12 protein-coding genes, 1 tRNA gene and 1 pseudogene are annotated in these 13,534 nt (G+C 46.6%); 6 read left to right on the forward strand and 8 right to left on the reverse strand.

Annotated features, from left to right (window positions below):
- The 6 genes and pseudogenes from RWJ43_RS03315 to RWJ43_RS03340 form a co-directional block, all read right to left on the reverse strand.
- A pseudogene (locus RWJ43_RS03315) lies at window positions 1–864 on the reverse strand (hypothetical protein); the annotation flags it as partial.
- Entirely contained in the window at window positions 833–1,375 is a 543-nt protein-coding gene (locus RWJ43_RS03320) for a tetratricopeptide repeat protein (RefSeq protein WP_314007731.1), read from the reverse strand. The pseudogene RWJ43_RS03315 and the gene RWJ43_RS03320, both read right to left, overlap by 32 nt.
- Window positions 1,376–1,406: 31 nt before the next feature.
- Complete coding sequence (locus RWJ43_RS03325; protein WP_314007733.1) at window positions 1,407–1,946, reverse strand: peptidylprolyl isomerase; 540 nt, start codon at window positions 1,944–1,946, stop codon at window positions 1,407–1,409.
- A 138-nt stretch (window positions 1,947–2,084) separates the two neighbouring features.
- Complete coding sequence (locus RWJ43_RS03330; RefSeq protein ID WP_314007735.1) at window positions 2,085–3,203, reverse strand: zinc ribbon domain-containing protein; 1,119 nt, start codon at window positions 3,201–3,203, stop codon at window positions 2,085–2,087.
- Window positions 3,204–3,236: 33 nt separating this feature from the next.
- On the reverse strand, window positions 3,237–5,681 hold the full coding sequence (locus RWJ43_RS03335; protein WP_314007738.1) for an HAD-IC family P-type ATPase: 2,445 nt from the start codon (window positions 5,679–5,681) through the stop codon (window positions 3,237–3,239).
- Between the two features lie 40 nt (window positions 5,682–5,721).
- Window positions 5,722–5,798, reverse strand: a tRNA-Arg gene (locus tag RWJ43_RS03340).
- 111 nt (window positions 5,799–5,909) lie between these two features.
- Between RWJ43_RS03340 and aroB the strand changes: the two genes are divergently transcribed.
- The gene (aroB, locus tag RWJ43_RS03345; RefSeq protein WP_314007740.1) at window positions 5,910–6,989 is read left to right on the forward strand and encodes a 3-dehydroquinate synthase; all 1,080 of its coding nucleotides are present in this window, start codon (window positions 5,910–5,912) and stop codon (window positions 6,987–6,989) included.
- Here the strand turns inward: aroB and RWJ43_RS03350 are convergent.
- The gene (locus RWJ43_RS03350) at window positions 6,986–7,612 is read right to left on the reverse strand and encodes a bifunctional 4-hydroxy-2-oxoglutarate aldolase/2-dehydro-3-deoxy-phosphogluconate aldolase (protein WP_314007743.1); all 627 of its coding nucleotides are present in this window, start codon (window positions 7,610–7,612) and stop codon (window positions 6,986–6,988) included. The two genes, aroB and RWJ43_RS03350, sit on opposite strands and share 4 nt — an antisense overlap.
- A gap of 102 nt (window positions 7,613–7,714) precedes the next feature.
- On the opposite strand from RWJ43_RS03350, the gene aroA reads away from it, so the two are divergent.
- The 5 genes from aroA (at window position 7,715) to RWJ43_RS03375 (ending at window position 12,774) form a co-directional block, all read left to right on the forward strand.
- Window positions 7,715–8,995 (forward strand): 3-phosphoshikimate 1-carboxyvinyltransferase, encoded by a 1,281-nt coding sequence (gene aroA / locus RWJ43_RS03355; RefSeq protein WP_314007745.1) that lies wholly within the window; start codon window positions 7,715–7,717, stop codon window positions 8,993–8,995.
- Window positions 8,996–10,138: a chorismate synthase gene (gene aroC, locus RWJ43_RS03360; protein WP_314007748.1), complete on the forward strand. Its 1,143-nt coding sequence runs from the start codon at window positions 8,996–8,998 to the stop codon at window positions 10,136–10,138.
- On the forward strand, window positions 10,131–10,403 hold the full coding sequence (locus RWJ43_RS03365; RefSeq protein ID WP_314007750.1) for a chorismate mutase: 273 nt from the start codon (window positions 10,131–10,133) through the stop codon (window positions 10,401–10,403). The genes aroC and RWJ43_RS03365 overlap by 8 nt, the downstream gene beginning before the upstream one ends.
- Window positions 10,393–11,697 (forward strand): shikimate kinase, encoded by a 1,305-nt coding sequence (locus RWJ43_RS03370; RefSeq protein ID WP_314007753.1) that lies wholly within the window; start codon window positions 10,393–10,395, stop codon window positions 11,695–11,697. Before RWJ43_RS03365 ends, RWJ43_RS03370 begins: the two co-directional genes overlap by 11 nt.
- Before the next feature lie 186 nt (window positions 11,698–11,883).
- A complete protein-coding gene (locus RWJ43_RS03375) occupies window positions 11,884–12,774 on the forward strand; it encodes a type II 3-dehydroquinate dehydratase (protein WP_314007755.1) in 891 nt (296 codons plus the stop codon).
- Window positions 12,775–12,840: 66 nt separating this feature from the next.
- Here RWJ43_RS03375 and RWJ43_RS03380 read toward each other — a convergent pair whose 3' ends face one another.
- The gene (locus RWJ43_RS03380) at window positions 12,841–13,422 is read right to left on the reverse strand and encodes a 5-formyltetrahydrofolate cyclo-ligase (protein ID WP_314007757.1); all 582 of its coding nucleotides are present in this window, start codon (window positions 13,420–13,422) and stop codon (window positions 12,841–12,843) included.
- Window positions 13,423–13,534: the final 112 nt, after the last annotated feature.

Here is a 13,534-nt window from a genome sequence, read left to right on the forward strand (position 1 = left end):
AGAGCTGGAGGAACTATTAGAGGAATTTGAAGAGTTAGATCCATTAGTTCCAGAGGTAGTTCCCGAATTAGAGCCGTTAGTACCAGAAGTTGCGCCGGAGTTCTGGTTATTCTGGCTTACGTATGAAGTGGTAACGCTTGCAACCTTCCAGCCAATACCATCACGGACAAGCTCAATGGTGTAGTCAACGTTGCCGCCATTAGAAAGACTGACAGAAGCATTAACTGTAGAGTGAGTCATGCTCTGGTCGACACCATTGATGGTAACAGCGGAGCTTGTTGGCAGGCTGTTGGAAATCTGCTGAAGCGTTGTGCTAGAGACAGAGCTAGAGACATAGCGACCAATATCGGTGCCCTGTGCCTTAGCGTTGAAAATATCCTGAACAACAGACTGCTGGGTTGGCCATCCATAGCCACGATAGTAAGCATAACCAGCGCCACCAACAGCTAAGATAAGCAAAATAAGAATAGTGATAAAGACCTTAAGGCCGGTATGGCGATGCTTACGCCTAATCTTCTTGTCCTTCTTATCCTGCTCAATAATCTCCTGCTCAGTAATCTGGAAGAAGCCAGTATCTTCTGCAGAAGGGATGAGCTCGCCGGACATACCTGTAGGATCCAGTGGATCATAGGCACCATAGCCAGCTGCCTGAAGGAAGGCATCAGTCTCAGATGGCTTGCCAGAAGTCATTGCAGTAATAGCCCTGCGAGCTGCATCAAAGGCAGACTGCTGCTGATTAGACAGAGCAAAGCTGCCGTCTGCAGTAGCGTGAGTGAAGGCATCAACTGCCTCAGACATGCGATTTGCTGCAACGTATGCAAGACCAAGGTCTTCATAAATTATCCAGAGGATTAGCAAAATCAAGAGCGGTACGATATGCCTCAACAGCATCAACAGGCCTGTTCAGACCCATGAAGCATGCGCCTAGGCTGCAAAGTGCTGATGAAGGATTAGGGTTCTTCTCGTCAACTGCAGCGTTTCTGTAAGCAATACCGGCGTTGCGAATATCACCGATCTTCTCGTATGCAGAACCAAGAGCAAGCTGTGCCTTATAAGGAGTTGCGTAAGAAGTGTCCTGGGCAGCGTTAGTAAGGGCAGCAATAGCCTCCTGTACCCTACCAGCAGCCAGAAGTGCGCGACCCTGATTAGTAGAGAGAGCGCCAACCTTGCCGTAGGAAGCGTCAGCAAGAGCGGACTTGTAAGCAGAAGCTGCGGAATCAAACTGTCCAAGCTTCATATAAGCGTTTCCAAGAAGGTGGTCAATCTGACCGTTTACCTCGCCTGGCTCTTTAGCCACATCAAACTGACTGATAGCTACAAACCAGTCGCCCTGATCATATGCAGATTTACCTAACTCAAATGCCTGTTGATTCACAATATCCTCCAAGAGTCTGTGCGACTTGGCTTTAAGCGTTTTCAATTCTAATGGAATTGACGACATCGCCAACCTTTAACTGGGAAATGACATCCATTCCCTCGATAGTTGTGCCAAATACGGTGTACCCAGAATCCAAGCCATGCTGTGGACCAAGACAGAAATAGAACTGAGAACCTGCGGAGTTTGGATCTTGAGAACGAGCCATAGCAAGAGCACCGTCAACGTGGGAGTTGTTAGGATTTGTGGTGAACTCCTCTTTGATGCGATAACCAGGACCACCGGTACCAGGAATTCCGTCAGGACCAGGGTTTCCAAACACAACATCCTCAACACTCATCTCACGAGTGTTTGGGTCTCCGCCCTGAAGAACAAAGCCAGGGACAAGACGGTGGAACTTGGTATCGTCATAGAAGCCAGACTCTGCAAGCTCGCAGAAGTTTGCCACATGAATAGGTGCGCCCTTACCGTCAAGCTGAACCTTAATGATTCCCTTGTTGGTATCAAAGACAGCTACCTCAGTACCAGTAACCTGGCGCTCTGGTGTATACAATGGATCAAGTCCAAACATAATTCCTCCAAGCTTCTTTACATCTAAGAGAAGAAAACGCGAGAAACCCTTAGTAATAAAGAACTTCTTTTCTAACCTAATTATTTTACCAGTATGATGAGATTTTTGAAATTAAAGCAGCTGAACGGTAGATTTTTACTACTTTTGTGGCTTCCAATTCACGTAATTTTCATCAAAAAGTTTCTGGTATGAGCTGGAGCCGCTGGAGTCTCTGATGTTATCAACTGGCGCCAAGATATTGTCTTTGTCCTGAGAAGGATTGTTAGAAGCAACTGAGCGCTTCCATCCCTCGCTCAAAGCATCGGAGCGATTACGAAGCCAGTTACCCAGTTTGGTGAGATTTTCAATAGTCTGACGATAGTTTCCGTTGGAGTCGTCAAGACTAGAAAGGTCAGAAATAACATTACTAATATCCAGCGAAATCTGCTCTGCTTCCTGCTGAGCATCAGCGCGCTCCTGATCAGAGCCAGTAATGGCAAGCTGATCAAAGGTTTTCTCGTTATCATCAAGGCGCTTTGAGAGGTCTCCAAGCTTCTGATAATCACTATCAAGTGCGTCAAACACAGCATCCGAGCTTGTATTTTGCTGAGTTGCACTAGTGTCTTGACCTGTGAGGTGCGTAACAGGAGTGGTGGTAGGAGTAGATGAGACCGGCGCTTCAACCTTTGCGCGATTGTCGGTTGCCTGAGGGTCCCACGGGTGCGTGATGACAAAGATTGCAGCTACTACCAGCGAGGTAACAAGAAGTGCTGAAAGCAGAATAACGCGCGTACGAGGGATTCCTTCAGCTTCAGGGAGGTTCTCTTTTGAAGGCTCGGAAGGGATTGCAGACTCAAAGCGAGGAGCTGGCCTGCGACTTACCGAGGCAAACGCGCTGGTAGTGTCTGGGTCAACGTTGTCGGCTGGCATTTGTTGCAAAACAGTAGAATCTGCTGCAACAGAAGAGGATGCATCATACTCTGCGTCTACGAGCGGATCGGTCTTCTCGCCAGGTGCTGAAGCGGCATCAATCTCTGGAAGCTTGATGTTACGCGTAGGCCTGATGGCTCGAGCTGGACGAGCAGCAGGCGCTGCCTGTGGCAGAGGAAGGCCGCACTTGGGGCAGCTTTCTGCAGCAGCGCCAACTAAGGCGCCACAATGAGGGCACCACTCAGCTTGAGTAACAGGAATCCTTTGGGTCAAACTTAGATCAATCTGACAATGAGGGCAGGTTAAAGCCCCTTCATCGACCTCAGATCCACAGTTTGGACAACGCATACACCCTCCACAACTCTTTGCTTGTGCTTCAGTTTAATCGTTTGTATCAGCAGAAGAGCTATAAGTTGACTTTCCTCCCATTAATCTCACAACCAGGTCAAAGAATCGGTCATTTGCATAGTTGTGAATGTAACGCTCAGAAATTCTGTTGAAGATGATAACGGAAATCACCAGACAAAGTGCCAAGTATTGCAAGATACGTGGGGTGAGCGGTGCAATACGGAAGAAGTCCTGCGCCACCGTACATCCGCCAACAACAATGGCAATGCATACAACAAGAAGTGCAATGCGGAGCTTGGTAAGCGGCAAAGAAATTCTTCTGAGCAGCGCAAAACCAACTGTTGCGGTGGTGATAAGCGCCATCGTAGACACCTGAGACAGGTTCAACTTAAACAGATGACCTGCAGTCATAAGGAGTGCAAGCGTAATGGTAACCGCAATAGAAGCTGGAAGTGACTTGCGCAAAATGTTGACCAGGAAGTTGCCCTTTACGCGATCGTGATTTGGCTCAAGCGCCAACACAAACGATGGCAGGCCAACGGTTGCAAATGAAAGCAGCGACATCTGAACAGGAATAAAGGGGTATGGTGGCGCAATAATGCAATAGAGCGCTAAAGCCGCAGTATAAACCGTCTTTACGAGAATGAGCGCAGCAGATCGCTGAAGGTTATTGATAGAGCGCCTACCTTCGGCAACAACTTCTGGCATGTGCGCAAAGTCGTTGTCTGCCAGAACAATCTCTGCAACATTTCTAGCTGCAGCAGAACCAGAAGCAACAGAAATAGAACAGTCCGACTGCCTCAGCGCCAAGATATCATTGACGCCGTCACCGGTCATGGCAACCGTGTGGCCATGATTCTGGAGTGCAATAACAAGCTCGCGCTTCTGTTCTGGTGTAACGCGACCAAATACGTGGTACTTCTCGACAGCTGCAGCAATATCTGCCTCTGTGTGTAACGTAGTTGCATCTACCCAGCCGTCGGCATGAGGGACACCAGCTCGCTCAGCAATAGCCGAGACGGTACGAGGGTCATCGCCCGAAATAACGCGCAGGTCAACGCCTTGCTCGAGGAAGTATGCAATGGTTTGTGGGGCGGTCTCTCTAATCTGATCCCTAAGCACTACGTAACCTAGGAGCTGAGGAGTTCCCTGGAAAGTATCATTCTGGTCAAATCCATCAACGGTACAGGCAACCAGCACGCGTTCAATGGACGCAAATGCATCGGACGATGCGATAACGTCTGCTGCCTCGGGACCAAGCACAAACTGAGCAGCACCGATAACAAATGCCTGTCCGTCCTCAGTGACGCAGCCAGAGTACTTTCTCTTAGAAGAAAACGCCACAACGCGAGAAGGACGTTTACTTTGAATCCCCTGCTTGGATGCGTACGCAAGGATTGCCGTAGCCGTATCGTTAGCGTCATCTTTGTTTGCGCCGACAACGTTTACAGCCGCTTGTAGAGCGCCTGCAGCCTCAGTAATTGGCGTAAACGAAGCATCCAAAACACGAGCAACTTCCATGTTTCCCGTGGTGATAGTGCCCGTCTTGTCCAAACAAAGGGTATCTACGCGTGCCAGCGTTTCAATGCAGTATTGCTGCTGAACCAAAACATTTTTCTGACCAAGTCTAATGGTTGCAATAGCAAGAACCGAGCTGGTGAGAAGAACGAGTCCTTGAGGAATCATGCCAATAACGGCAGCAATCATCGAAAGAAGCGCTTCATTTAAATCGGCGTTACCAATGAAATAGGTACGAACAAAAAGACCAATACCCAGCGGAATCAAAGCAATGGAACCTGCGCGAATAATCGACTTAATGGTGGTAAGAATCTCTGAATTGATCTCTTTTACAAACTTAGCTTCTGCGTTAATACGCGCAGCATAACCTTCCTGGCCTACACGGCATACCCTACCAACAAGACTGCCCCTCTCGACAAAACTACCAGAGAGAAGCTCGTCTCCCGTGGTCTTTTGTACGGGCTCTGCCTCACCAGTTAGAAGGCTTTCGTCAACGCTTACGTGCTCTGATACAAGAATACTGTCAGCAGGAATTTGATCGCCCGTCTTTAAGCGCACAAGATCATCAATGACAAGCTCGTCTGGTTTGATAAAGGTATCTTTTCCGTCTCGAATTACACAAACACTCTGAGCTGTCATAAGAGACAGACGGTCGATCATGCGTTTTGCGCGAATCTCTTGCACAATACCAATGACCAGGTTTGCAAGAACTACGGTCATGAACAGTGCATTTCTGTACTGTCCCGTTACAACAACAAGCAGCGCCATCAAAACATTAACTATGTTAAAGAGCGTAAAGCTGTGCTCTGCAATAATCTGAGCAATAGATTTGGTTTTGACGTCTGTATTAGTATTGACTTTACCTGCAGATACTCTCTCTGCGACTTCTTTTGACGTCAAGCCTTCATACGTTTCTTCAAAACGTTTGCTACTCTTGCCTGCAGTGTCTTGCAATGACATATAAACAATCTCCAGTCAGTGATGGCCGGTTTTTTACACGTGGTGACCCCGGTGGGTTTCGAACCCACGACCTTTTGCTCCGGAGGCAAACGCTCTAATCCACTGAGCTACGGAGTCATGGTGCATAAGTATACCCCAGCCTACTTACTGCCTTTTGTAACGGTTTGCGTAATTTTCTTCTGGTATTTTCCCATGCTAAAATGAATTCAACCAGCAAATGAGGAGCTCATGAATACTATTTCTGTTGACCTAACATCCAACTCATATCAAATTCATGTAGGGCATCACCTGCTTACGCAGGCTGGTAAGCTCATTCGTTCCTGCACCTCGGGTTCAAAGATTCTTGTAGTCACTCATCCAGATTTGAACAAGCTCTTTGGCACAGAATTTCTCGCCTCATTAGAGTCAGCTGGCTTTTCTGTCACAACTGCCGAAGTTCCCACAGGTGAGCATGCAAAATCATTTGAGTCGTATCAAAAGTTGGTAAGCATCCTGGCAGAAAATCGTTTTACGCGAGAAGACATTATTGTGGCTTTTGGCGGAGGCGTCATTGGTGATCTTGCGGGATTTGTTGCGGCTACCTACATGCGAGGTTGTGCGCTCGTACACATCCCCACCTCGCTTTTGGCGATGATTGACTCTTCAATTGGTGGAAAGACCGCCATTGACCTGCCCTTTGGCAAAAATCTAGTTGGAGCCTTCTATAACCCTAGGGCGGTTATTGTTGACCTTGAGCTGCTGAATTCTATCCCTGCACCACTTTTGCAGGATAGCTGCGGAGAGCTCATTAAATACGGTGTACTTTCGGGATATGAGCTCTTCAATAAAATCTCTTTGGCGAGAAACCCCGTGCAGGTCATCGATGTATCGTGTGGACAAGAGCTTATTCAAGCGTGCATTGAAATAAAGAAATCGGTTGTTGAAGCAGACTTCAAAGAAGCAGGATCAAGAAAACTGCTCAACCTTGGGCATACACTTGGCCATGCTATTGAGACGCTTAGCAACTTTGAGCTTGGACACGGTTCCTGTGTTGCTGCTGGAATGGCCATGATGGCAAAAGCCTGTTCCAAGCTTGGTCTTTGTTCTGTTGAAGACGCAGAGAGCATCACCATGCTCTCACAAGCTTATGAGCTTCCTACCAGCACGTCATTTGATGTAGAAGAGCTTTATTCTGCTGCACTTCATGACAAGAAAAGCCATGCGGATTCTATTGATGTGGCACTTATCTACGGTATTGGTGATGTACGCATTGAACGCAAGTCATTTGCAGAGCTTAAACAACTTATTGAGTTGGCAAAAGAAGACTAACGTCCTAGACGCTCTAGCTCTTCTGCAAGCTTGCGTACTGACTGTTTTAGAGCGGTTTTATCTTCAGCTAAGATGTCATTTTTGTTGAAGATGCCATTAGCAGTTCCTACATAGGAGTATCCACCAGCAAATACTTCAGCAATATTGTCTGTTGTAACGCCGCCAACTGCCATAAGAGGCAAGTTTCCTAGAGGCTCACATACCTTCTTAGCATACCCATAGCTAACCTCATTTGCTGGGAATACTTTGACAATGTCAGCACCAAGGGCAAATGCATGAGCAATCTCTGTTGGCGTAAACGCTCCCGGAACGCTCAAGATCTCATGCTCTTTGCAGTAGTCAAACATCTCTTCAGTGAGCAGCGTTGGTGCTAAAACAAACGTAGCGCCCGCTTTATGGGCTGTCCGCAAATCTTCAAAAGTAAGCACCGTACCAGCGCCAATATTGATATCAGAACCATATTCACTTGATAGTTTCTGAATCAACACAGCAGCTTCTGGCGTGTTCATAGTTACTTCAACGTTATGTACAGGAGAATCAACAAGAACCTCAACGACAGCTTTAACCTGATTGTACGTATAGCCACGTAAAACCTGAGTTACGGCGCTAAAAGGCTTATTCACTTGCTTCCTCCTTTAATCATCAAACAATTTTAACCATATCCTTCTCTGACACTCAACTGCGGTATTCTTACATCAAGCAATTAGTTATGGAGCGTGTGAAAAATGGATGTTTCAATTACTCCTCATGATTTGTTTGGAACGGTAGAAGCTATCCCGTCAAAATCATGCGCTCATCGCGCGCTCATCTGCGCTTCATTTGCAAACGGCACTACCAACATTACCTGTCCTTACATATCAGAGGACATTCAAGCAACTGTTGATTGTCTTAAAGCTTTAGGCACCACTATCGCTAGAACTAAACAGGGATTTAGAGTTGTCCCTGCAAAAGAGCAAAATCGCCCTCAAAACGTGCAGCTTAACTGTAAAGAATCTGGCACCACGCTCAGGTTTTTACTCCCCCTTCTGGGCGCGCTAAACGTAAACGCCACAATTTCTGCAGAAGGAAGACTCTTCTCTCGACCCATAGAGCCGCTTGTCTCAGAACTCTCTGCCCATGGTATGTCTTTTAGCTGGCAAGACGAGAAGACCCTTGAGGTTTCAGGCAAACTTATTGGCGGTTTATTTGAGCTACCAGGAGATATTTCATCTCAATTTATTTCTGGACTTTTGCTGTCATTACCTTTGTTAAACGAATCTTCAACGATACAAATTACAGGGTCCATCCAGTCAAAAGACTATCTGGCTATCACAGAGCACGTATTGAAAGACTTTGGCGTTACTACTGTGTTTGATGCAAAGAATGCCACCTATACCATTGAACCTCAACACTACGTTTGTTCAGGCGTTTATTCAATCGAAGGAGATTGGTCAAACGCTGCACCATGGCTTGCCGCAGGAGCAATTGGGCAAGGCGTAGAGGTCACAGGGCTCTCCATGCAAAGTGTCCAGGGAGATAGAGCTATCTTAGCCGCATTATCGCTTGTGGGCGCACGTGTTTCTCGCCAGCAAAAAGGCGCAGCTTGTATGATGGATCACCTGCGCCCGTTTACCATTTCTGCCTCCGAGGTGTGCGATCTTGCTCCGGTACTTGCTGCCTTAGCTGCGTTTATCCCTGGAACAAGTAGACTTACCAATATTCAGCGCCTTCGTCTCAAAGAGTCCGACCGCGTTCAAAGTATCTGCAGCGTACTTAGGGCATTTGGTGTGACCGTTGAGCTCTCTGAAGATCAAACAGAACTTAGTATTACGGGAGGAAAACAGCCCGTCAGCTGCATTGTGGACTCGTGTAATGATCATCGCATGGTGATGATGGCTGCAATTTTAGCTTCGTATGCAACAGGTCCTGTTATCATCACCCATGCCGAGGCAATCAATAAGTCGTATCCAATCTTCTTTGAGCACTTCAAGCAGCTTGGTGGCGTCTGCCACAGTATGGAGTCATAAATGATGACCTCAACTTTTGGGACAACAGTAAAAGTATCTATTTTTGGCGAGTCTCATGCTCCAAAAATCGGCTGCACCATTGAAGGTTTACCTGCTGGTTTTGCCGTTGACTTAGCAGCTCTCAAGACATTCCTCCAAAGAAGATCTCCATCGCATCCGTGGGATACTCCGCGTAAAGAGGCTGACAATCCACAGTTTATCTCTGGAATTTCAGCGGAAGGCATTCTAGATGGCTCCCCGCTCACGGCAGAGCTACCTAACACTAACGTTCGTCCACAAGATTACGCAGCTACAAAGCTTGTCCCACGACCAGGACATGCCGATTTCTCTGCCTGGGTAAAATGGGGAGACTCGTACAAGCAAACGGGTGGAGGACATTTTTCCGCCCGCCTCACCGCCCCTCTCTGCATTGCGGGAGGAATAGCGCTTCAGATTTTGCGGGCTCAGGGCATAACTATTGCAGCTCACGTTCTCAAAATAAAGGACGTCAGCGATACTCCCCTTGAACTCGTAGACAACTCACTTGAGGCTGACAAACTACTTGCTTACCAAATGGATCAGCTGCTCCAAGCTAACCCTCAAGTGCTTCCTTTTCTTGATGCCCAAGCTGGCGAGAAAACCCGCGCACTCCTTACGCAGCTGCGCTCAGAGAAAAATACTGTTGGCGGCATCATAGAATGTGCGGCAACGGGTGTTCCTGCAGGTATTGGGTGTCCTCATTTCCATGGGCTTGAAAATACCATCTCTGCTGCAGTCTTTGGTGTTCCCGCTGTTAAAGCCATAGAATTTGGTAGCGGCATGAATGTTGCAAATTTACTTGGCTCTGAGAATAACGATGCTTACGAAGTGCGTAACGGCTCCGTTGTGCCAACCACCAATCATGCTGGAGGTATTCTGGGCGGTATTTCAACAGGCGCTCCCATCTGGTTTAGATGTGCGCTTAAGCCCATTTCAAGCATTGGCATACCACAGAACTCGGTAAACCTTCAAACTATGGAACCAGAGCAGCTTGTTGTTCAGGGCAGACATGATGTAACTGCGGTTTTGCGTGCTGTGCCCTGCGTTGAAAGCGCTTTTGCACTAGCTCTTCTCGACACCTTATATTCCTGGCCCTCTGAGCAGAACGGATATAACAATGACTAATCAGCTAGAAACGCTTCGCCAGGAAATCGATTCAATTGATGCGCAAATCTTTGACCTCTTTGAGCAAAGGATTGCGGTTGCCAAACAAATTGGTACTTACAAAAAAGAGCAGGACCTCACTGTTCTTGATCCATCAAGAGAAAGTGCCAAAAGAGAGCAGGTTAAAGCCTCTGTTTCTAATGAACTTAAACCGTATGCTTTAGAGTTGCTTGAGGTTTTGATGAACGCTGCAAAGGCAGTTCAGGAGACACCTCGTGAGCTCTAAAACTGTACAACAAGGTTCAAGTAACCCTATAGCCCCTCTTGCTCCTTACGGCCTTATTGGCGAGAAACTCTCTCATAGTTGGTCGGCAGAAATTCATGAAAAGTTGGGGTCATTTCCCTACCAACTTCATGAGCTTTCTGATTCTGAACTGAAGGGTTTTCTCAAAGACCAACCATGGCAGGGCTTGAACGTTACTATCCCCTACAAAAAGGATGCCTGTGCTCTTGCAGACGCTACTTCTGAGGATGCGCAAGCTATAGGAGCGGCAAATACCCTAGTAAAAGATACAAATGGTTTTATAGCAGCAGACAATACCGATGTATATGGCTTTGAGTATCTGGTAAAAAGCCTCAAGGTCAACTTAAGCCATAAAAAGGCAATTGTTTTAGGAGCCTTTGGTGGCGCTGGTCAGGCAATTTGCTATGCGCTCAAAAAAGACGGCGCATATGTTGTGGGAGTCTCCAGGAACCCTCACGTAAGCTCTTCATATGTAGACTACGCAATTACCTATGACCAGATTAAATCTCACTATGACGCTGATCTTCTTGTCAATGCAACGCCAGTAGGAATGTCCCCACATGCTGGTGTTTCTCCTCTTTCAAAAGAGGAACTTGCTACTTTTACTTCCCTCCAATGCGTGATTGATCTTATCTATAATCCTCTGCGCTCTCAGCTTCTACTTGACGCAGCTAGCCTTGGACTGCAAAACGCAAACGGACTAAAAATGCTAGTAGCGCAAGCAGCTAAAGCCAGTTCGCTGTTTCTAGGCACAGATGTATCAGACTCTCAGATAGAAAACATCTCACGTGAGCTTCATGCTTCAAAAGAAAACATTGTACTTATTGGAATGCCGGGAGTTGGAAAGACCTCTACGGGAGAAGCCCTAGCAAAAATCCTGAATCGTCCCTGGATAGACACTGATTTTCTCATCAAGCAAAAAACTCACTGCGAGGCGGCAACCTACCTACAAACGCACGGTGAAGCGGCTTTTAGGCGTCTAGAACATGAAGTAATTCAAGAGATTTCTAGCATGAGTGGTGCGGTAATCTCTTGTGGAGGCGGTGTAGTTGCAACACCTTCAAACTACCAGCTCCTCCGTCAAAATGGAAAGCTTGTCTACCTTACGCGCCCGCTTGAAGACCTGGTTATTGTCGGTAGACCTCTTTCAGAACGTATGGGTGTTCAGAATCTTGCCGCAGTACGTATTCCGCTCTATGAAGCATGGGCTGACGTAACCTTTTCTTGTCTCGGTAGTCCAGACGCAGATGCCAAGGGTCTTCTCGACACACTTTAAACATAACAGTAAGCGTTCGCAGTTATTTTTTAACCGTTCACCGGATGGTTCGTAGATTTTGAATTTTTGCACGTTAAAGCCCCTATACTTATATCTCGCGGGTTTGTAATCATATGACAAAAAGGATGTAAGGCCGACTCAAACAGTTAAGTGTTTGATATTCGGTCGTATTTGGGGAGATATCCAATGGACAGCAATGCTATTGCTCACGAGATCCTAAATGCAATAGGCGGCTCAAAAAACTTAACTCACAACGAAGTATGCATGACGCGACTTCGCCTTTCCATCAATGATATGACGTTTATAGACCATGAACAGCTAGCCACAGCCACTGGTGTTCTTGGTATTGTAGGAAAAGGCGCCAACGGACTTGAGGTAGTCTTTGGCCCCAATCTTGTGCGTCAAGTAAATGATGCTCTTAATCACATTTTGGGTGAGCCAGAAAAGACTTTTTGTTCGTTAGATGAGAAGCGAGCAGATCTTCCCACTCAGCACAACGAAGAGGTGGATGAGCTCATCTCTTTGCTTGCTCAAAAAAATACCCTTGATCAAGACGAAGAAGACTTTGACAGCCTTGCCTCTGACTTAGACGCAGACGACTTTGAAGACAACTATGAGGATGACCTCGACACTCCTCGCCTACTCATAATCAACGGTCCAAACATCAACATGCTGGGTATTCGTGAGCCAGAGATTTATGGAAAAGCTGACTACAGAACCCTTATAGAGACTTGTAAGGAAGAAGCCCTCTCTCAAGGTTTCTCTGATTGTGTGTGTTATCAATCAAACCATGAGGGTGATCTAGTTGATGCGATCCAGGACGCCCTGGGTAGCTACGATGGCATTATTATCAATCCTGCCGCCTATACGCACACCTCAGTTGCCCTGCTCGACGCAGCACTAGCGGTGCAAATTCCCATGATTGAGGTACATCTTACTGACATCTCTACCAGAGAAGACTTTAGGCACATTTCTTATATAAAAGATGCATGCTTTGCTACAGTTGCTGGTAAAGGAATTGACAGCTACAGAGAAGCAATCCAACTGATGGCGGTTCATCTCAAAGATGAAGCATAGCCAGTTGCTTATAACCACTTGGCGAGAAACACAAACCTGCTGTAATGCTAAATTGCAGCAGGTATTTTATGCACACGTAAGTACATCTGACTCGGTTATCACCATATCTACGGCAACATCAAATGCTGTATGAGGAAGCGTTGTTTGGCTCAAATTTTGCTGGTAAGCAAGACAAATTTTCTTGCCAGGGTACGTAGACAAGAACCGGTCATAAAAACCAGCACCATAACCCAGACGATATCCCTTTGTATCAACAAGAAGAGCTGGAACAATGCAAATCGAATTATTCTTCTGGTCCTCAGTTAAAGCAGGCAGCTCTTTTGCTGGTTCTAACAAGTTAAATGGTGCCGCTACCAGATGTTCCAATGAAGTGATGGCAACAAACTCTAAACAATGTCCAGGTAGACAACGAGGTACCGCCACCGTTTTTCCATCGCGTAGAGCGCACTCAATAAACATCCTGGTAGAAACTTCAGATGAAACAGAAACATACGTTAAAACCGTAGTTGCCTCTGCATATTCAGAGGTTGCAAGAAGTTTCTGAGTAATGCAATCATCAAGCACGGCTCTCTCTTGCTCAGAAAGAACTTCTCTTGCTGCTAGACGTATTTCTCGCAAACGTTGTTTTTCTAATGCCGCAGTATCCATAAAGCCTCCCCTCTAGCTAAGAATAACAACATTTTTGTGGACATTTGGAGAAGAAACAGACACCTGTCGCAATAAATGTGAGTAATTCTCAACAATTTTTATATAGCTTTCT

This window comes from Lancefieldella parvula, from assembly GCF_963530955.1.
GTDB classification, from domain to species: Bacteria; Actinomycetota; Coriobacteriia; order Coriobacteriales; family Atopobiaceae; genus Lancefieldella; species Lancefieldella parvula_A.

Bases quoted from the DNA above. Each gene is read 5' to 3' on its own strand.
- RWJ43_RS03335 (WP_314007738.1), bottom strand. From the start codon at position 5,681: ATGTCATTGCAAGACACTGCAGGCAAGAGTAGCAAACGTTTTGAAGAA.
- aroA (WP_314007745.1), top strand. From the start codon at position 7,715: ATGGATGTTTCAATTACTCCTCATGATTTGTTTGGAACGGTAGAAGCT.
- aroC (WP_314007748.1), top strand. From the start codon at position 8,996: ATGATGACCTCAACTTTTGGGACAACAGTAAAAGTATCTATTTTTGGC.
- RWJ43_RS03375 (WP_314007755.1), top strand. From the start codon at position 11,884: ATGGACAGCAATGCTATTGCTCACGAGATCCTAAATGCAATAGGCGGC.
- RWJ43_RS03365 (WP_314007750.1), top strand. From the start codon at position 10,131: ATGACTAATCAGCTAGAAACGCTTCGCCAGGAAATCGATTCAATTGAT.
- RWJ43_RS03330 (WP_314007735.1), bottom strand. From the start codon at position 3,203: ATGCGTTGTCCAAACTGTGGATCTGAGGTCGATGAAGGGGCTTTAACC.
- RWJ43_RS03380 (WP_314007757.1), bottom strand. From the start codon at position 13,422: ATGGATACTGCGGCATTAGAAAAACAACGTTTGCGAGAAATACGTCTA.
- RWJ43_RS03325 (WP_314007733.1), bottom strand. From the start codon at position 1,946: ATGTTTGGACTTGATCCATTGTATACACCAGAGCGCCAGGTTACTGGT.
- aroB (WP_314007740.1), top strand. From the start codon at position 5,910: ATGAATACTATTTCTGTTGACCTAACATCCAACTCATATCAAATTCAT.